Here is a 17,970-nt window from a genome sequence, read left to right on the forward strand (position 1 = left end):
GCCTCACAGTGCCGGTGGGGTGAACGTGCCGACGGCGCTCTCCAGCGCGGCGGCGACCCGGTACATCCGGTCGTCGGCCATCGTCGGGGCCATGATCTGGAAGCCGACCGGCAGCCCGTCGGAGAGCCCGCACGGCACCGAGATGCCGGGGCCGCCGTACAGGTTGGTCGGGATGGTGAACAGGTCGGCCAGGTACATCTGGTATGGGTCCGAGGTGCGTGCCCCGATCGGGAACGCCACGAACGGGGTGGTCGGCGAGATCAGCGCGTCGACCTGCTCGAAGGCCGCGGTGAAGTCCCGGGTGATCAGGGTCCGGACCTTCTGCGCCTGCCCGTAGTAGGCGTCGTAGTAGCCCGACGAGAGCGCGTACGTGCCGATCATGATGCGGCGCTTGACCTCGGGGCCGAAGCCGGCCTCCCGGGTCAGCGACATGACCTCCTCCAGCGACCGGTTGCCGTCGTCGCCGACCCGCAGGCCGAAGCGGACGCCGTCGAACCGGGCCAGGTTGGAGGAGCACTCGCTCGGGGCGATCAGGTAGTACGCCGGCAGCGCGTACGTGAAGTTCGGGCAGGACACCTCGACGATCTCGGCGCCCAGCTTGGTCAGCGCGTCGACCGACTCGCGGAACGCGGCCAGCACGCCGGGCTCCGCACCCTCGCCGGTGAACTGGGTGACGACGCCGAGCTTCACGCCGGTCAGGTCACCGGTCGCCCCCCGCCTCGCGGCGGCCACCACGTCCGGCACGGGCTGCGGGATCGAGGTGGAGTCGCGCGGGTCGTGCCCACCGATCACCTCGTGCAGCAGCGCGGCGTCCAGCACCGTACGGGCGCACGGGCCGGGGGTGTCCAGCGAGGAGGAGAACGCCACCAGGCCGTAGCGGGAGGTGCCGCCGTAGGTCGGCTTCGCGCCGACGGTGCCGGTGACCGCGCCGGGCTGGCGGATCGAGCCGCCGGTGTCGGAGCCGATCGCCAGCGGCGCCTCGTACGCCGCCAGCGCCGCGGCGCTGCCACCGCCCGAGCCGCCCGGGATCCGGTTCAGGTCCCACGGGTTGTGCGTCGGGCCGTACGCCGAGTACTCCGTGGAGGAGCCCATCGCGAACTCGTCCATGTTCGTCTTGCCGAGCATCACCGTGCCGGCGGCGCGCAGCCGCTGCACGATCGTCGAGTCGTACGGCGGGCGCCAGCCCTCCAGGATCTTCGACCCGACGGTGGTCGGCACGCCCTTGGTGGTCAGCACGTCCTTCACCGCGACCGGCACGCCGGCCAGCGGGCCCAACTCCTCGCCGGCGGCGCGGCGGGCGTCGACCTCGCGGGCGGCGGCGAGCGCGCCCTCGGTGTCGACGTGCAGGAACGCGTTCACCCGGTCGTCGACGGCGGCGATCCGGTCCAGGTGCGCCTGGGTGACCTCGACGGCGGAGGTCTCGCCGGCGGCGACGAGCCCCGCGATCTCCGTCGCGGTCAGTCTGGTCAGGTCGGTCATGACGCCACATCCTCATCCAGGATCCGCGGTACGCGGAACCGCTGCTCCTCGGCGTCGGGCGCGCCCGACAGCGCCTCCTCCGGGGTCAGCCCGGGCACCACGACGTCGTCCCGCAGGACGTTGGTCAGCGGCACCGAGTGCGAGGTCGGCGGGATGTCCGCCGCGGTGACCTCGCCGACCTGCGCGACCGCCTGGAGGATCACGTCGAGCTGGCCGGCGAAGGTGTCCAGCTCCTCCTCCGTGACGGCGAGCCGCGACAGTCGCGCCAGGTGCGCGACCTCCTCGCGGGAGATGGCGGCCATCGGTGCCCCCTTCGTGACGGTGTTGCCGGTCGGGCCGGGTGCCGGCCGCGCGGCGATGTGCGTGACGCGCGGTGACCGGAGCGAGTCTATTGTTCCGTCCCGGCGGCGCGTCCCCGACTCCCCCTCCGGGCGCGGCGCGCCGGGCCGCCGCCCCGGGCGGGCACCCCGGCGACCTCGGCCGGCGGTCAGCTCAGCGGGCGTGCCGACGGGGGATCTCCGCGTCGGGGCTGGGGGTCGGACGGACCGGGCGGTAGCGGGCCAGCCAGGCGACGAGTTCCTCGGCCGGCATCGGCCGCGCGTAGAACCAGCCCTGCGCGGCGTCGCAGCCGGCGGCGTGCAGCATGCGCCAGGTGCGCTCGTCCTCCACGCCCTCGGCCACCACCCGCAGCCCGAGCGCCTTGGCCAGCTCGATCGTCGACCGCACGATCGCCGCGTCGTCGGCGTCCTCGGCCATCCCCAGCACGAAGGAGCGGTCCACCTTCACCTCGGACAGCGGCAGCCGACGCAGGTGCTGCAGCGACGAGTAACCGGTGCCGAAGTCGTCCAGCGCGATGCCCACCCCGATCCGGTGCAGCCGGGAGATGGTGGCGAGCACCCGGCGGGGGTCGGCCATCAGCGCCCCCTCGGTGATCTCCAGTTGCAGCCGCTGCGGCGGCACGCCGTGGCGGGCGAGCCGGTCGGCGATCTGGTCGGCGATCTCGCCGGTGTGCAGGTCCCGCACGCTGACGTTGAGCGCCGCCGGCAGGGCGATCCCGGCGGCCGACCACTTGGCGAGCTGTTCCACCACGTCGTCCACCACCCGCCGGGTCAGCAGCCGCATCACCGCGCTCTGCTCGGCGACCCGGATCAGCTCCTCGGGGTCGACCATCCCCCGGCGGGGATGCCGCCAGCGCAGCAGCGCCTCGACGCCGACCACCTCACCGGTCGCGATCGCGACCTGCGGCTGGTAGTACATGGTGATCTCGCCCGCGTCGGCGGCCGGGTGCAGCTCCGCGTCGCGCCCCCGAACCGGCCCGGGGTCCGCGCCCCACCGCCGGGCCGCGTCCTGCCGGCCGCCCCGCCGGCCCGCCGGGTCGCGGTCACCGCGCCGGCCGCCGTCGCCGGTCGTGCCCTGCCGGCGTACGCCGACGCCGGGCTCGCCGCCGGACCGCCCGGCGCGCTCGCGGCGGCCCGGACCGTCGCCCCGGTCCGGGCCGGTCTCGGGCGACGCCGCCCGGCGGCGGATCGGGTCGGCGGCGGTGACGATCCGGTTGATCAGCTCGTCGGTGTGCGGCGGCTCGGTCCGTTGCCGGCGGCGGCGCAACCGCCAGCGGCCGGATCCGGCGTCGGGGCGCAGACCCGCGGCGTCGGCCGGCAGTTCCGCGCCGTCCCCGCCCCGCGCGCCCATCGCCGGCGTGGCCGGTGCCGTCCCGGCGGCACCACCGACGCCCGGAGCACCGCCGACGCCGGCGGGGTCGCCGCCTCCCCCGGCCGGGGCCCCACCGGTCGCGGCCTGGTCGGCCGGCTCCTGCGGCCCGTCGCCGTCGCCCGGCAGCCCGGCCCGCGCGCCTTCCCCCGCCGGCAGCCCGGCCCGCGCGCCTTCCCCCGCCGGCAGCCCGCCCCGCGCGGCGTCCTCAGGCGGAAGCCCGACCCGCGCGCCTTCCCCCGTCGGCAGCCCGGCCCACGACGCCGGCGGCGGGCCGGCCCGGCGGCCGGACTCCAGCACCCGGCGCAGGTCCGCGAGGAGGCTGAGCCGCTCGGCGGAGTTGTGGTCCGACTCGGCCGCGTAGACCGCCACGGTGTCGTTGCGGTGCTTGGCGTCGTACATCGCCACGTCGGCGTGGCGCATCAGGGTCGCGAAGTCCTCGCCGTGCTCGGGGAAGAGCGCGATGCCGATGGAGCCGCCCACGTCGAGCGGCAGCCCGTCCAGGGGCACCGGCTCGGCCAGCGCGCGGACCACCCGGTCGGCGAGGTCCCGGGCCTCGCCCACGTCGGCCAGCCCGGTCATGACGATGGCGAACTCGTCCCCGCCCAGCCGGGCCACCATGTCGTCCCCGGCCACGCCGGTCAGCCGGCCGCTCACCTCGACCAACAGCCGGTCGCCCACCGCGTGCCCGAGGGCGTCGTTGACGTTCTTGAACCGGTCGAGGTCGATCAGGAGCAGCGCCAGGTGGGCGCCGGGCTCGCCGCGGGCCGCCCGTTCGGCGTGCAGGTGCACCTGCTCGCCGACCTCGGCCAGCAGCGCCTTGCGGTTGGGCAGGCCGGTGAGCGGGTCCAGGGAGGCCAGTTGCTGCTGCTCCACGCTGAGCCGGGCCATCCGGTAGACGGCGAACAGCGGCACCAGCACCAGCGGGATCAGCGCCGCGCTGGCCCGGGCCGCGGCGACCAGCACCGGGGCGAGCAGCAGCAGCGAGCCGGTGGAGAGCAGCTCGAACCCCAGCCCCTGCCGCAGGCTGGGCCACCAGCGGTCGCCGAAGCGCAGCCGGACGGCGGCGCTCACCAGCGCGTAGTTGACGGCGAACCAGGCCACGGTCGCGCCGCCCACGGCGGCCACGTCCGTCCAGCGCAGTGAACCGCCGTCGAAGATGCCGCCGGGCCCGAGCCAGGTGACCGCGGACGCGGCGGCCAGGGCGCAGGCGTACTGGCCGGCGTTGAAGGCCGTCCGCCAGGGGGCGTGCCCCATCCGCCAGCCGGAGACGACGACGGCGACCGCCTGCACGGCGACCGCCGGGCCGAACCCCCAGCCGAGCAGGATCGCGAAGGTGAAGCAGGTCGACGGGAAGACCGCCGACGTCTGCCGGCGCCCCGGCGGGACGAACGGACGCGCGTCGCAGCCGACGGCGAGGGCCGCCGCCACCCAGAACGCCGCCGGCAGCTCCGGCAGCTCCTCCGGGAGGGCGAGCAGCGGGCGTACGCAGAGCAGCACGGCCAGCGCGACGACCGACCAGACGAAGACGAAGAACGGGCGTCCCCGGCCGGGCGGAACGGAGTTTCGCAGGTCGGCGGCCTCCATCACACCTCCCGGGGCTCGGTCCACGAGGCGTGACCCGCTGACACGCCGTGCCGTCAATGAAACGCCCTCGGTGGCGCAATGCCCGACACGACAGTCGCGAATCGGTCGTAGTCGTAATTAAGTTGGTATCCGGGCCAGTCCCCGCAAGCCGCCCGCAGCGACGCCACCCGGCGACCGCGAGCAGCACCGCCGCCCGCGCGCCAGCCCCCGCGCCCGGGCGGCTTCCCCGGCGCGCCGTCACTCCTCGACGCGGGCGACCCCCCGGGCCGCGTCCGGGCCCTCGTCCAGCAGCACGCGGAAGCCCGCCTCGTCCAGGACGGGCACCTTGAGGCTGGCCGCCTTGTCCGCCTTGGAGCCCGGGTTGTCGCCCACGACCACGAAGGAGGTCTTCTTGGAGACCGACCCGCTCACCTTGCCGCCCCGGCTCTGGATCGCCTCGGCGGCCTGGTCGCGGCTGAACCCGGCCAGCGTGCCGGTCACCACGACGCTGAGCCCCTCCAGCGGGCGCGGCCCCTCGTCGACCACGTCCTCGGCCATCCGTACGCCGGCCTCGGCCCACTTGCGGACCACCTCGCGGTGCCAGTCGACGGCGAACCACTCCCGGACGCTCGCCGCGATCGTCGGCCCCACGCCGTCGACCGAGGAGAGCTCCTCCTCGCCAGCCCGGTCGATCGCCTCGACGGAGCGGAAGTGCCGGGCGAGCGCCCGCGCGGCGGTGGGCCCGACGTGCCGGATGGACAGCCCCACCAGCACCCGCCACAGGTCGCGTTCCCTGGCCACGGCCAGGTTGTCGAGCAGCTTGACCGCGTTGCTGCCGAGGCTGCCGTCCTTGTTGACGAAGAAGGGCGACTTCGCGAGCTGCTCGGCGTCGAGGGAGAACAGGTCACCCTCGTCGGTGATGATGTGGGCGTCGAGCAGCGCCGCCGCGCTCTTGTGGCCGAGCGCCTCGATGTCGAACACCTTGCGGCTCGCGAGGTGGAAGACCCGCTCCCGCAACTGACCGGGGCAGGTGCGGGAGTTGGGGCAGCGGATGTCGACGTCGCCCTCCTTGGCCGGCGCCAGCGGCGAGCCGCAGGCCGGGCAGGTGGTGGGCATGACGAACGGCCGGGCGTCGGCGGGACGCAGGTCGACCACCGGGCCGAGCACCTCGGGGATCACGTCGCCGGCCTTGCGCAGCACCACGGTGTCGCCGATCAGGACGCCCTTGCGCTCGACCTCCCGCGCGTTGTGCAGGGTGGCGTACGCGACGGTGGAGCCGGCCACCTTGACGGGCTGGAGCACGGCCCGCGGCGTGACCCGGCCGGTGCGCCCGACCTCGACGTCGATGTCGAGCAGCTTCGTGGTCACCTCCTCCGGCGGGTACTTGAAGGCGATCGCCCAGCGCGGCGCGCGGCTGGTCGAGCCGAGCCGGCCCTGGATCGAGACCGGGTCGACCTTGACCACCACGCCGTCGATCTCGTGCTCGACGTCGTGCCGGTGCTCGGCGTAGTGGGCGATGTATTCCGCGACGCCGGCCAGGTCGGGCACCACCCGCCAGCGGTCGCTGGTCGGCAGCCCCCACGCCTTGAGGGCCGCGTAGGACTCGGACTGCGTCACCGGCTGGAAGCCGCGGCGGGCGCCGATGCCGTGCACCACCAGGCGCAGCGGACGGGACGCGGTGATCCGTGGGTCCTTCTGGCGCAGGCTGCCGGCGGCCGCGTTGCGCGGGTTGGCGAACGGGGCCTTGCCCTGCTCGACCAGCCCCGCGTTGAGATCGGCGAAGCCAGCCACCGGGAAGTAGATCTCGCCGCGGACCTCGAGGAACTCCGGCATGTCGGGGAACTCCGCCGACGCGGAGAGCTGGCCCGGCACGTCGCGGATGCTGCGCACGTTGGCGGTGACGTCCTCGCCGGTGCGGCCGTCGCCCCGGGTCGCCGCGCGGACCAGCCGCCCGCGCTCGTAGGTGAGGTTGATGGCGAGCCCGTCGACCTTCAGCTCGCAGAGGTAGGCCACCGGCCCGCCCGCGTCGCGCTCGACCCGCTCGGCCCAGGCCGCCAGCTCCTCGTCGGCGAAGGCGTTGTCGAGCGAGAGCATCCGCTCGGCGTGGGCCACCGGGGTGAAGTCGGTGGAGAAGGTGCCGCCGACCCGCTGCGTCGGCGACTCGGGCGTACGCAGCGCGGGGAACTGCTCCTCCAGCGCCGCCAGCTCCCGCAGCTGCCGGTCGAACTCGGCGTCGGAGATCGTCGGCGCGTCGAGCACGTAGTAGCGGTACTGGTGCTCCGTCAGCTCCTGGCTCAGGGTGGTGTGCCGCTCCCGCGCCTCCGGGGTCGGCTCGGCGCCCGCGGCCGCCTCCTGTGCCGGAGTGACCTGCTGGGTGATGGCTTCCTCGGACACCGTGCGCCTCCCGTGATTCCGTTACCCCGGCACCGTATCGGGCCGGTGGGACAATCCGCCGGCCACCCGCCACGCCGGAAGGGCGACACGGCCGCCGACGTGCGAGGATCGCCGGACGGCGGGGCCGCGCCAGGTGGCCCGCCACCCGCGGCGTCCGCGCCGCACCGACTGTCGAGGCGGGGGTACGGATGCGCGAATGGCTGCTCTGGGCGGCGGCGGTCGCGCTGGCCGTGGCGGCCGGCTGGGCGTGGGGCGAGTGGCGGCGCGCTGCGCGTCGCGACGCCCCGCGCCGGCGGGACCGCCCGCGCACCCGACCCGGCCGCGGCACCGCCTCCCGGGGCGGGCCGGGCCGGTCGACCGCGCCGCCCCGGCCGCGTGCCGCCGAACGGGCCCCCGCCGACGCGCCGCGCCCCGGCGAGATCTGGTGGGCCGACGTCCCGTACGCCGACGGCACCGGCTCGAAGGTGCGGCCCTGCCTGGTGCTGCGCGCCGACGCCCGGGGCGCCGACGTCCTGAAGATCACGAGCCAGGACAAGAGCGCCCGGGACGACCACGTCCGCATCCCGACCCGGGAGTGGGATCCCGGCGCCGACCACGACAGCTTCGTCGACCTGGCCGAGCCCGCCCACGTCCCGCTGTCGGGCTTCTCCCGCCACGCCGGCGCCTGCGACCCCGCCCTGTGGCGGCGCATCCGCCGCCTGCCCCACCTCCCCGGCGCCTGACCGCGCCGTCCGGCCGGCCCCGCACACGGCCCGACCGGGCACGCCGTCCGGCCGGGCACGCCGTACCGCCCGCCGGACGGCCCGCCGGGTCAGTCCCAGGCGCGGGCGAGGGTGTGGAGCTGGTCGGCGTACTCGATGCGGGCGGCCCAGGCGTCGGGCCAGGCCGGCATGCCCAGGGCCGCGCCGACGAAGGCGCCGGCGAGCGCGGCGATCGAGTCGGAGTCGCCGGCGGTGGTGGCGCCCCGGGCCAGCGCGGTGACCGGGTCGTCGGCGTGCCGGATCGCGCAGAACAGCGCGGTGGCCAGCGCCTCCTCGGCGATCCAGCCCTCGCCGGTGTGCCGGCACGGGTCGCCGCCGTCGTCGGGGCCCGCGAGCGCGGCGTCGAGGCGACCGAGGACCGCCAGGCACTCGTCCCAGCCGCGGGCGATGAAGTCCTCCGGCGTGTCCACGCCGGGGCGCTGCCAGAGGTCGCCGAGCCAGTCGGCGCGGTAGACGCGCCGCTGGTCGCGGGCCCGGTCGGCGAGCAGCCGCGGCAGGTCCGCCGGCGCCGCGCCGTCGCGCAGGAGCCGCACGGCGTACGCGGTCAGCTCGCTGGCCGCCAGGCCGGTCGGGTGCCCGTGGGTCAGCCCCGCCTGGAGCTGGGACAGCCCGGCGAGGGTGTCGAGGTCGACGTCGAGCAGGCCGACCGGGGTGACCCGCATGTTGGCCCCGCAGCCCTTCGAGCCGGCGACCGTCGCCTCCTGCCAGCGCACGCCCCGCCCGAGTTCCGCGCAGGCGCGCAGGCAGGTCATGCCCGGCGCCCGGTTGTTCTCCGGGCTGGCCGCCCAGTCGAGGAAGCGTTGCCGCAGCAGCGGCTCGACGGCCTCGGGCGTCAGCGCCGGGGCGTCGTGCAGCGCCCAGCCGACGGCCAGCGCCATCTGGGTGTCGTCGGTCACCAGTGCCGGGTGGCCGGCGAGCTCGCGCGGGCCGGCCGGGCCGTAGCGGCGGACGATCTCGGCGACGGTCAGGAACTCGGTCGGCTTGCCCAGCGCGTCACCGTAGGCGAGGCCGAAGAGGGAGCCCGCGGCCCGCCGGAGCGAGGTGTCGATCATTCCCGCGATCATGCCGCCCGACCGCAACCCGCACCACCGCGCGGCGCCGGTAACCCGCGCCGCGGCCCGCCGAGCCCGCGCCGCCGGACGGCCGGGGCGGCCGGCGATCGGCTCAGTCGAAGAAGACCAGGCAGAACGGGTGGCCAGCGGGATCGGCGTAGACCCGGAAGTCGTCGCCCTCCCCCGGCAGCCGCCGGGCGCCGAGCGCCAGCACCCGCTTCTCGGCCGCCTCCACGTCCTCCACCTCGACGTCGAGGTGGAACTGCTGGGGGCGCTCCGGGTCGGGCCACGTCGGCGGGCGCAGGTCGGGTGCCTTCTGGAAGGCGAGCCGGTGCCCGGAGCCGGAGATCACCACCCACCCGTCGTCGCTGGCGTCGGCGTCCAGCGGCAGACCCAGCAGCTCGGAGTAGAAGTCGGCCAGGGCCCGGGGGTCGGGACAGTCGATGACCACGGTGCGCAGCTGTCCAATCATGCCGAGCATCGTGCCCCGCCCGTACGACGGGAAACCTCAGTCCTCGGCGAGCCGCCGCCCCGCGTCCCGGCAGGCGGCGAGCACCGCGCGGGCGTACTGCGGGGTGGCGTTGGCGAGGCCGCACGCCGGCGTGACCACGACCTGCTCGGCGAGCCGCCGGCGTGGGAAGCCGAGGCGGTCCCAGAGCTGGCGTACCCGGTCGGCGACCTGCGCCGAGGTGGGCGCGCGACCGGCGGCCGGCGGCCGGGTCGGCGCGGCGCCGGCCAGCAGCCCGAGCCCGGCGTCGATCGCCTCGCCCAACGGATCCAGGTCGGTGACGAGGTCGAGGTCGAGGGCCACGCCGACGGCGCCCGCGGCGCGGATCAGCTCCAGCGGCACGTCCGGCGCGCAGCAGTGCACCAGGACCGGCACGCCGGCCGCCTCGACGACCGTGCGCAGCAGCGACCCGGCGACGCCCGGCTCCACGGCCCGGTACACGCCGAACCCGCTCTCGGTGGGCACCCGCCCGGCGAGCACCGCCGGCAGCGACGGCTCGTCGAGCTGGAGCAGCACGGTGGCGCGCGGCAGCCGGCGGACGACCGCCGCGACGTGGGCGCGCACCCCCTCCGCCAGCGAGCCCGTGAGGTCCCGGACCGCGCCGGGATCGCGCAGCATCCGGCCCCCGATCGGCAGCTCCAGGGACGCGGCCAGGGTGAACGGGCCGCCCGCCTGGATCTTGACCGGCCCGGCGTACTCCTCGGCCTGCTCGGCGAGCTGGTCGAGGTCGCGTTCCATCAGGTCGCGGGCGCGGCGCAGGTCCCGCCCCGGGCGGGGCGCGATCCGCCAGCGGGCGGCGTACAGCTCGACCGGCAGCTCGACCAGCAGGCCGGCGGTCCGGCCGACCAGGTCGGCGCCGGGGCCCCGGGCCGGCAGCTCCGGCAGGTGCGGCAGCGCGGGAAGCTCGCCGAGGACAATCCGCTGCGCCTCGGCGATGTCGGTGCCGGGCAGGGAACCGATGCCGGTCGCCGCGCCGGCCGGCCAGGGCCACGCCTGATCTGTCACGGCCGAAGACTATCCGGCCGCCGGGCGGCCGGGCCGCTCAGCCGGCGATCGTGGCGGAGCCGAGCACGACGTCGCCGGCCGGGTCCGGCCGGTAGGCGACGATCGCCTGGCCGGCGGCGACCCCACGCACCGGGCGGCGCAGCTCGGCGCGGAGACCGTCGGCGGTCAGCTCGACCGTCGCGGGCACCACGTCGCCGTGCGCCCGCAACTGCACCTCGCACTCCAGCGGGGCGTCCGGGCGGGGCCCGCCCGTCCACACCGGACGCTCGGCGCACACCCGGGAGACCTCAAGGGCCTCCGCCGGGCCGACCGTCACCGTGTTGGTCTTCGGCGTGATGGAGAGCACGTACCGGGGGCGGCCGTCCGGCGCCGGCCGGTCCAGGTGCAGGCCGCGCCGCTGCCCGACGGTGTACGCGTACGCGCCGCTGTGGCTGCCCACCACGGCGCCGGTGGTCGCGTCCACCACGTCGCCGGGCGCCTCGCCGAGCCGCTGCGCGAGGAAGCCGCGGGTGTCGCCGTCGGCGATGAAGCAGATGTCGTGCGAGTCGGGCTTGTCGGCCACCGCCAGCCCCCGCCGGGCGGCCTCCTCGCGGACCTGCGCCTTCGTCGAGTCGCCGAGCGGGAAGACCGACCGGTCGAGCTGCTCGCGGGTGAGCACCGCGAGGACGTACGACTGGTCCTTCGCCACGTCGACGCTGCGGCGCAGCAGCCCGTCCGCCCCGAGCCGGGCGTGGTGGCCGGTGACCACGGCGTCGAAGCCCAGGGCCACGGCCCGGTCCAGCACCGCGGCGAACTTGATCTTTTCGTTGCAGCGCAGGCAGGGGTTCGGCGTACGGCCCGCCGCGTACTCGGCGACGAAGTCGTCCACCACGTCGGAGTGGAAGCGGTCGGCCATGTCCCAGACGTAGAACGGGATGCCGATCACGTCGGCGGCCCGCCGGGCGTCGCGGGAGTCCTCCAGCGTGCAGCAGCCGCGCGCGCCGGTGCGGTACGTCTGCGGGTTGCGCGCCAGCGCCAGGTGCACGCCGGTCACGTCGTGCCCCGCCTCCACCGCCCGCGCCGCCGCGACCGCCGAGTCGACCCCGCCGGACATCGCCGCCAACACCCTCACCGGCCTACTCCCTTCACCCCACCGAGCCTATCTCCGCCCCCGCCCGCGCTGGCCCTCCCCGCCCCCGCTGGCCTCCCCGCCCCACCCGGGGAGGGAGGGGTGGGGGTCACCGGGGGGTACGGAGGGCGGCGGCGCGGCGGGCGCGTTCGACGGTGGCCGGCAGGGCGGCGATGAGGGCGTCGACGTCGGCGGACGTGCTGGTGTGGCCGAGGGTGAAGCGCAGCGAGGAGCGGGCGCGGTCGTCGTCGGCGCCCATCGCCAGCAGCACGTGGGACGGCTGGGCCACCCCGGCGGAGCAGGCCGAGCCGGTCGAGCAGGCGATGCCCTGGGCGTCCAGCAGGAGCAGCAGGGCGTCCCCCTCGCAGCCGGGGAAGGAGAAGTGCGCGTTGCCCGGCAGCCGGCCGGTGGGGTCGCCGTTATAGACCACCTCGGGCACCGCCTGCCGGACCCGCTCGACCAGGTCGTCGCGGAGCGCGGCGATCCGGGCCGCGTACTCCTGCTGGCCCTTGACCGCCGCCTCCACGGCGACGGCGAAGGCGACGATGCCGGCGGTGTCGAGGGTGCCGGAGCGCACGTCGCGCTCCTGGCCGCCGCCGTGCAGCAGCGGGGTGGCCGGGACGTCGCGGGCCAGCACGAGGGCGCCCACCCCGGTCGGCCCGCCGAGCTTGTGCCCGGTCACGGTCAGCGCGGCGACGCCGCTCGCGGCGAAGTCCACCGGCACCTGCCCGACCGCCTGGATCGCGTCGGTGTGAAACGGCACCCCGTGCTCGGCGGCGACCGCGGCCAGCTCGGCGACCGGCTGCACGGTGCCCACCTCGTTGTTGGCCCACATCGCGGTCACCACCGCGACCCGGTCGCCGTGCTCGGCCAGTTCGGCGCGCAGCTCGTCGGGGCTGAGCCGGCCGACGGCGTCCACGGAGAGCCAGCCGACCCGGGCCCCCTCGTGGTCGGCCAGCCAGTCCACCGCGTCTAGCACGGCGTGGTGCTCCACCGCGCTGGAGACCATCCGGTCCCGCCGGGCGTCGGCCCCCCGCCGCGCCCAGAAGATGCCCTTGACCGCGAGGTTGTCGCTCTCGGTCCCGCCGCCGGTGAAGACGACCTCGGAGGGCCGGGCGCCCAGCGCGGCGGCCACCCGCTCCCGCGACTCCTCCACCCGCCGCCGGGCGCGGCGGCCCGACGCGTGCAGCGAGGACGCGTTGCCGACCTCGCGGGCGGTGGCGACGTACGCCTCCAGTGCCTCGTCGAGCATCGGGGTCGTCGCCGCGTGATCCAGGTATGCCATCACGGCTCAGCCTAACGACCGGCCCCGGACCGGACGGAGGCCGGAGTACGCCGTCCAACCCACGGGCATGAGAGCCTGCCCCCGCCCGTCACGAATCTCCCGGACGTCGTGGGGTACTACCGACCCGCGCGACACGCTGATGTTCCCGGTCGGCGTGCACGGCGACGGGTCGGACGAGCCGCTGCCGTTGCCACCGCGCCTGGACCTTCAGGCATACTCGGGTGTCGACGTTTCCGCCGAGGCGCACGACAAGGACCCGGCCCGCCCGGGCAAGAGCCCGCTGAGGGCCCCCTGACGGGCTGATCGGCGGGCCGGCTCAGCTCCCCGGCCCGCCGATCAGCTCCCCACCGGCCGGGAGCCGGCGGCGAACTGGCCGAGAGCCTCGCGCCGGCGCCCCGACGACCAGCAGCGGTCCGCCTTCCCCGGTCCCGCCAACGCGGCGAGGGCCGGCAACCGCCGCGCGGTTCCCGGCCCTCGTGCGGGCGAGCGTTTGCTCACTTGCGCTTGCGGATCTCCTCCGCGGCCTGCGGGACGACCTTGAACAGGTCACCCACCACGCCGAAGTCGGCCAGCTCGAAGATCGGCGCCTCGCCGTCCTTGTTGACCGCGACGATCGTCTTCGAGGTCTGCATGCCGGCCCGGTGCTGGATGGCACCGGAAATGCCGAGCGCGACGTAGAGCTGCGGGGAGACGGTCTTGCCGGTCTGGCCCACCTGGAACTGGTGCGGGTAGAAGCCGGAGTCGACGGCCGCGCGGGACGCGCCGACGGCGCCGCCGAGCAGGTCGGCCAGCTCCTCGACCAGCTTGAAGTTGTCGGCGTTGCCGACGCCGCGACCGCCGGAGACGACGACGCCGGCCTCGGTGAGCTCGGGGCGGGAGCCCTTCTGCTCGGCGACCCGGTCGACGACCTTCGCCAGCTTGTCGGCGTCGGTGACCGACACGGTGAGCTGCTCGACGGCCGGGGTCGCGGCCGCCGGGGCCGGGTTGACCGAGTTCGGCCGGACGGTGACCAGCGGCAGGCCGCGGGTGACCTTGGACTTGACGATGGTCGAGCCGGCGAACGCGACCTGGGTGGCGGTGCCGTCGGCGGCCAGGGCGACCACGTCGGTCAGGATGCCGTTGTCCAGCTTCACGGCCAGGCGGGCGGCGATCTCCTTGCCCTCCTGCGAGGAGGCGAGCAGCACGGCCGCGGGCTGCACCCGCTTGACCAGCTCGGCCACGACGGTGGCCTTGGGGGCCACCAGGTAGCCGTCGATCTCGTCACCCTCGGCGGCGTAGATCTTCTCCGCGCCGTACTCGCCCAGCTTGGCGCTCAGCGCCTCGGCGGCGCCGGGGCCGCCGAGCACGACCGCGCTCGCCGTGCCCAGCTCGCGGGCGAGAGTGAGCATCTCCAGGGTGACCTTCTTGACGCCGAATTCCCGGGTGGCTTCGACGACGACGAGAACCTCAGACATGTCCAGACCTCTCACACGAACTTCTCGGTGGCGAGGAACTCGACCAGCTTGACGCCGCCGTCGCCCTCGTCGGTGATCTTCGCGCCGCCGGAGCGCGGCGGGCGCTTGGTGTGCTCCAGCACGGCGCTGGTCGCGCCCTCGAAGCCCACCTCGGCCGGGGCGACGCCGAGGTCACCCAGGGAGAGCGTCTGCACCGGCTTCTTCTTGGCGGCCATGATGCCCTTGAAGGACGGGTAGCGCGGCTCGTTGATGGTGTCCCAGACGGAGACCACGGCGGGGGTGGCGGCGGTGACCACCTCGTAGCCCTCCTCGGTCTGCCGCTCGACGGTCAGGGTCGAGCCGTCGACGGTGAGCTTGCGGGCGCCGGTCAGCGCCGCGACGCCCAGCCGCTCGGCGATCATGTGCGGCATCACCTGCACCCGGCCGTCGGTCGACTCGGCGCCGCAGAGCACCAGGTCGGCGTTCAGCTGGCCGAGCGCGGCGGCGAGCACCTTCGAGGTGGCCACGGCGCAGGACCCGTGCAGGGCGTCGTCCACGACGTGCACAGCCTTGTCGGGGCCCATGGAGAGCGCCTTGCGGATCGACTCGGTCGCCCGGTCCGGACCCATGGTCAGGACGGTGACCTCGCCCCCGTGGGCCTCCTTGATCTTCAACGCCTCTTCGATGGCGTACTCGTCCATCTCGTTGATGACGTTGTTCGCCGAGCCGCGGTCGACGGTGTTGTCGTCAGTGCGCAGGTTGCGGTCCGCGCCCGAGTCGGGCACCTGCTTGACGAGTACGACGATGTTCATCGCGCTTCGACGACCCTCCTGTTTGGTGTAGCGATCACTCGCCCGGTCACGGGCGCAGCCTCCCGCGTGACTTAACGATCGGTCAACCACGGGCTGCTGTGCAGTTGCCCACGGCGCAATGTTACCTGCCAGTAGCATCGCCCTCGGGCGACCTCAGGGTGACACAGCTCACCACGAGCCGCCCGGGCGGGTAATCTGGCAAATCGGGAGGTGTCGCGAAATGTCAGAATCTTCCAGCGCCACGCCGCACGACCCGCCGCGGCACCCCTGCCGCCGGACGCGCCCCGAGGCGTACCGCTGCGCCTGCGGCCGGGTCCGCGACCGGTGCGTACGCGCCACCGTCCGGGCGCTCTGGTCGCCGGCCCGGCGCGCCACCGCGCCGACGGACCGGCTCACGCCGACTGAGCCAGCGCACCCCTGATCCGCTCGATGACCGCGGCCTCGGCCGGAGTCACCCCCCGGTGCGCGCCGGCCACCCGCTCGGCGGCCGACAGCACCACCTCGCGGTAGGTCGCCACGTCCTGCGGCGACTTCTCGCGCAGGATCTCGACGGAACGGCCCAGCGCCGGCAGCACCGCCGCCTCGATCTCCGACGCCGAGCCCCGGGGCAGCTTCGGCAGCGGCCCGCTGGTCAGCGCCTCCTTCACCACCCCGCTGGTGTCGGCCATCGCGCCGGAGGCGACGAAGCTCTCCCGGAACAGGGCGAGCATCCCCGGGTCGGCGTTGGCCACCAGGAACACCGCCCCGAACGCGCCGGTCTTGAGGGTCAGCCGCTCCTCGGCCGTCAACCGCTGCTCCATGATCACGGAGTGTAGACGTACGGGATGGTCGTCGTGACCGGGACGAGGCCGAGCCGCTGGAGGATCGGCCGGCTCTCGTCGGAGGCGTCCACCTGGAGCAGCGTCCGGTCGCGCTGGGCGGCGAGCCGGGCCCGGTAGGTGACCAGTGCCCGGTAGATGCCCCGGCGGCGCCACGGGGCGAGCGTCGAGCCGCCCCAAAGGGTGGCGAACCCCGTCCCCGGCACGTAGCGCACCCAGCCGGCGCTCACCACCTCGTCGCCCGCCTCGGCCACCACCACCGTGACCGCCTGCGGGTCGGCCGCGATCTCCTTCTCCAGCCCGGTCGCCAGGTGGCTGCGGTCGGCGTTCCAGACCGCCGCCTCCATCGCCGCGATCCGGTCCAGGTCCGCGCGGGCGGTCACCTCGCGCAGGCGTACGCCCTCGGGAACGACCGGGAGCGCGGCCGCGAGCGGCGCGACCGGGCCGATCACGACGGTCTCCGGCTCCTCCGGCACGAACCCGGCGGCGCGCAGCCGCTCCGGCAGGTCCGCCGGCTCGTCGTGGCCGTGCCACTTCCACTCGACCGACTCGCCGCGCTCCCGGAAGATCTCCACCTGCCGGGCGATCAGCGCGTCCAGCGCCGCGCCCCTCAGCCCGTCGAGGTCGCGGTAGGTGAGGAAGCCGCCGCGGTCGAGGCCGAGGAGGCGGACCAGCGGGCCGTCCCGTTCCACCGTCACCCCGGCCGGCAGCGGGTCGGGCACCGACGCCCGCAACTGGTGGTCGTACGCGTTCCGCAGCGTCGTCGCGTCAAGATCCGTCATCGCTTCAGGCTACGGCCGGACGGAAGCGGATAATCGGCACGTGTGGCAGGCGATCAGGCGATGGTTCGACCCGCGCGAACTGCGCTCGGTCGGCAGCACCCCCGACTACCGCTTCTCGCTGGCCAACGAGCGGACCTTCCTGGCCTGGCTGCGTACCGGACTGGCGCTGGTCGCGGGTGGGCTCGCCGCCGCCCAGTTCCTGCCGCCGCTGCCGCTGGCGCACCTGCGCGAGGTGATCGCCGTCGGGCTGCTGCTGCTCGGCGGGACGGTGGCGGTCCGGGCGGTCGACCACTGGGCGCGTACGGAGCGGGCCATCCGGCTCGGCGAGGAGCTGCCGGCCTCCCGCTTCCCGGCGGTGCTCGCCCTCGCCGTCGGCCTCGGCGCGCTGCTGCTGGTGGCGGCGGTGCTCGCCCGGGCGATCGGCGGCCGGTGAGCGCCGGCGCGGAGCGGACGCCCCCGGGCCGCCCGGCGCGCGACCCCGGGCTGCAACCCGAGCGGACCCGGCTGGCCTGGCGGCGCACGGCGCTCGCGCTCACCGTGATCATGGTGCTGACCGTGCGGCTGGCGCTCACCGGCCCGCCCGGCGGCGGGACGCTCGGCGCGCTCGGCGCCGGGCTGGCCGTGCTGGGCTGGGGCGCGGCGCTGGCGGTCTGCTGGCGGCGGGCGACCGGCGTGGGCCCGGCCCCCCGCTACGGGCGGGCGCTGCCCCTGGTCGCCCTGGCCACCGCCGGCTACGCGCTGCTCGGCGCGCTCCTGGCGGCGCGCGGGCTGGGTTGACGGGACCTGGTGCGCCATCATTGACGCATGGCCCGGCTGTACGTCCTCCTCTTCGTGGTGCAGATCGTCCTCGCGGTCTGCGCGCTGATCAGTTGCCTCTCCGCCGAGGAAGGCCAGATCAAGGCCCTGCCCCGGATCGCCTGGGTGCTGATCATCCTGTTCTTCCCGCTGCTCGGCTCCCTCGCCTGGTTCGCCGCGGGGCGCGAGCGCACCCCGGGCCGCCCCGGCGACGCGCCGAAGGGCCGGATCCTGCCGGCCCGCGAGCGGCCCCGCCCGGTCGCCCCGGACGACGACCCCGAGTTCCTCCGCTCGCTCGGCGAGCGCACCCGGCGGGAAGACCAGGAGCTGTTCACCCGCTGGGAGGAGGACCTGCGCCGACGCGAGGACGACCTGCGCCGACGCGACGGCGAGTCGCCGCGCCAGGACGACCTGCGCCGCCGCGAGGGCGAGCCGCCGCGCGAGGAGGACCGCCCGGAGGTCTGA

General features: G+C 75.5%; 18 protein-coding genes. 5 read left to right on the forward strand and 13 right to left on the reverse strand.

Annotation, left to right across the window (positions count from 1 at the left end):
* Positions 1 to 3: 3 nt before the first annotated feature.
* The 4 genes from gatA to ligA all read right to left on the reverse strand — a co-directional run bounded on the left by gatA (position 4) and on the right by ligA (position 7,146).
* Positions 4 to 1,479, reverse strand: coding sequence for an Asp-tRNA(Asn)/Glu-tRNA(Gln) amidotransferase subunit GatA (gene gatA, locus ACFY23_RS18010; RefSeq protein WP_350685710.1), 1,476 nt, complete (start codon positions 1,477 to 1,479; stop codon positions 4 to 6).
* A complete protein-coding gene (gatC, locus tag ACFY23_RS18015) occupies positions 1,476 to 1,781 on the reverse strand; it encodes an Asp-tRNA(Asn)/Glu-tRNA(Gln) amidotransferase subunit GatC (protein ID WP_350685712.1) in 306 nt (101 codons plus the stop codon). The genes gatA and gatC overlap by 4 nt, the downstream gene beginning before the upstream one ends.
* A gap of 190 nt (positions 1,782 to 1,971) precedes the next feature.
* On the reverse strand, positions 1,972 to 4,773 hold the full coding sequence (locus ACFY23_RS18020) for a bifunctional diguanylate cyclase/phosphodiesterase (RefSeq protein WP_350819139.1): 2,802 nt from the start codon (positions 4,771 to 4,773) through the stop codon (positions 1,972 to 1,974).
* A gap of 237 nt (positions 4,774 to 5,010) precedes the next feature.
* A complete protein-coding gene (gene ligA, locus ACFY23_RS18025; protein WP_350682313.1) occupies positions 5,011 to 7,146 on the reverse strand; it encodes an NAD-dependent DNA ligase LigA in 2,136 nt (711 codons plus the stop codon).
* A gap of 188 nt (positions 7,147 to 7,334) precedes the next feature.
* Here ligA and ACFY23_RS18030 point away from each other — a divergent pair, with 188 nt between their 5' ends.
* The gene (locus ACFY23_RS18030; RefSeq protein ID WP_350682315.1) at positions 7,335 to 7,868 is read left to right on the forward strand and encodes a type II toxin-antitoxin system PemK/MazF family toxin; all 534 of its coding nucleotides are present in this window, start codon (positions 7,335 to 7,337) and stop codon (positions 7,866 to 7,868) included.
* Positions 7,869 to 7,957: 89 nt separating this feature from the next.
* Here the strand turns inward: ACFY23_RS18030 and ACFY23_RS18035 are convergent, their stop codons facing one another.
* The 5 genes from ACFY23_RS18035 to ACFY23_RS18055 form a co-directional block, all read right to left on the reverse strand.
* A complete protein-coding gene (locus ACFY23_RS18035; RefSeq protein WP_350682317.1) occupies positions 7,958 to 8,959 on the reverse strand; it encodes an ADP-ribosylglycohydrolase family protein in 1,002 nt (333 codons plus the stop codon).
* 112 nt (positions 8,960 to 9,071) lie between these two features.
* The gene (locus tag ACFY23_RS18040; protein ID WP_350682319.1) at positions 9,072 to 9,431 is read right to left on the reverse strand and encodes a VOC family protein; all 360 of its coding nucleotides are present in this window, start codon (positions 9,429 to 9,431) and stop codon (positions 9,072 to 9,074) included.
* Positions 9,432 to 9,467: 36 nt separating this feature from the next.
* Positions 9,468 to 10,472, reverse strand: coding sequence for a methionine synthase (locus ACFY23_RS18045; protein ID WP_350682321.1), 1,005 nt, complete (start codon positions 10,470 to 10,472; stop codon positions 9,468 to 9,470).
* Between the two features lie 37 nt (positions 10,473 to 10,509).
* Entirely contained in the window at positions 10,510 to 11,583 is a 1,074-nt protein-coding gene (mnmA, locus tag ACFY23_RS18050) for a tRNA 2-thiouridine(34) synthase MnmA (protein WP_350682323.1), read from the reverse strand.
* A gap of 106 nt (positions 11,584 to 11,689) precedes the next feature.
* Complete coding sequence (locus ACFY23_RS18055; protein ID WP_350682325.1) at positions 11,690 to 12,865, reverse strand: cysteine desulfurase family protein; 1,176 nt, start codon at positions 12,863 to 12,865, stop codon at positions 11,690 to 11,692.
* A gap of 67 nt (positions 12,866 to 12,932) precedes the next feature.
* On the opposite strand from ACFY23_RS18055, the gene ACFY23_RS18060 reads away from it, so the two are divergent.
* Complete coding sequence (locus ACFY23_RS18060; protein ID WP_350682327.1) at positions 12,933 to 13,160, forward strand: hypothetical protein; 228 nt, start codon at positions 12,933 to 12,935, stop codon at positions 13,158 to 13,160.
* Positions 13,161 to 13,359: 199 nt separating this feature from the next.
* Here the strand turns inward: ACFY23_RS18060 and ACFY23_RS18065 are convergent, their stop codons facing one another.
* The 4 genes from ACFY23_RS18065 to ACFY23_RS18080 form a co-directional block, all read right to left on the reverse strand.
* Positions 13,360 to 14,319, reverse strand: coding sequence for an electron transfer flavoprotein subunit alpha/FixB family protein (locus ACFY23_RS18065; RefSeq protein WP_350682329.1), 960 nt, complete (start codon positions 14,317 to 14,319; stop codon positions 13,360 to 13,362).
* Between the two features lie 11 nt (positions 14,320 to 14,330).
* On the reverse strand, positions 14,331 to 15,110 hold the full coding sequence (locus tag ACFY23_RS18070; RefSeq protein ID WP_350682331.1) for an electron transfer flavoprotein subunit beta/FixA family protein: 780 nt from the start codon (positions 15,108 to 15,110) through the stop codon (positions 14,331 to 14,333).
* Positions 15,111 to 15,502: 392 nt separating this feature from the next.
* Positions 15,503 to 15,910, reverse strand: coding sequence for a hypothetical protein (locus ACFY23_RS18075; RefSeq protein WP_350682332.1), 408 nt, complete (start codon positions 15,908 to 15,910; stop codon positions 15,503 to 15,505).
* Positions 15,911 to 15,912: 2 nt separating this feature from the next.
* Positions 15,913 to 16,710 carry a GNAT family N-acetyltransferase gene (locus ACFY23_RS18080; RefSeq protein WP_350682334.1) on the reverse strand — a complete coding sequence of 266 codons (798 nt, stop codon included), beginning with the start codon at positions 16,708 to 16,710 and terminating at the stop codon, positions 15,913 to 15,915.
* 40 nt (positions 16,711 to 16,750) lie between these two features.
* On the opposite strand from ACFY23_RS18080, the gene ACFY23_RS18085 reads away from it, so the two are divergent.
* Genes ACFY23_RS18085 through ACFY23_RS18095 form a run of 3 tightly spaced genes read left to right on the forward strand, consistent with a single transcriptional unit; the run spans position 16,751 to position 17,970 of the window.
* Entirely contained in the window at positions 16,751 to 17,143 is a 393-nt protein-coding gene (locus ACFY23_RS18085; RefSeq protein ID WP_350682336.1) for a DUF202 domain-containing protein, read from the forward strand.
* Positions 17,140 to 17,487 carry a DUF202 domain-containing protein gene (locus tag ACFY23_RS18090; protein ID WP_350682338.1) on the forward strand — a complete coding sequence of 116 codons (348 nt, stop codon included), beginning with the start codon at positions 17,140 to 17,142 and terminating at the stop codon, positions 17,485 to 17,487. Before ACFY23_RS18085 ends, ACFY23_RS18090 begins: the two co-directional genes overlap by 4 nt.
* 27 nt (positions 17,488 to 17,514) lie before the next feature.
* A complete protein-coding gene (locus tag ACFY23_RS18095) occupies positions 17,515 to 17,970 on the forward strand; it encodes a PLD nuclease N-terminal domain-containing protein (protein WP_350682340.1) in 456 nt (151 codons plus the stop codon).

The organism is Micromonospora sp. NPDC000121 (genome assembly GCF_042899165.1).
Taxonomy (GTDB): domain Bacteria; phylum Actinomycetota; class Actinomycetes; order Mycobacteriales; family Micromonosporaceae; genus Micromonospora.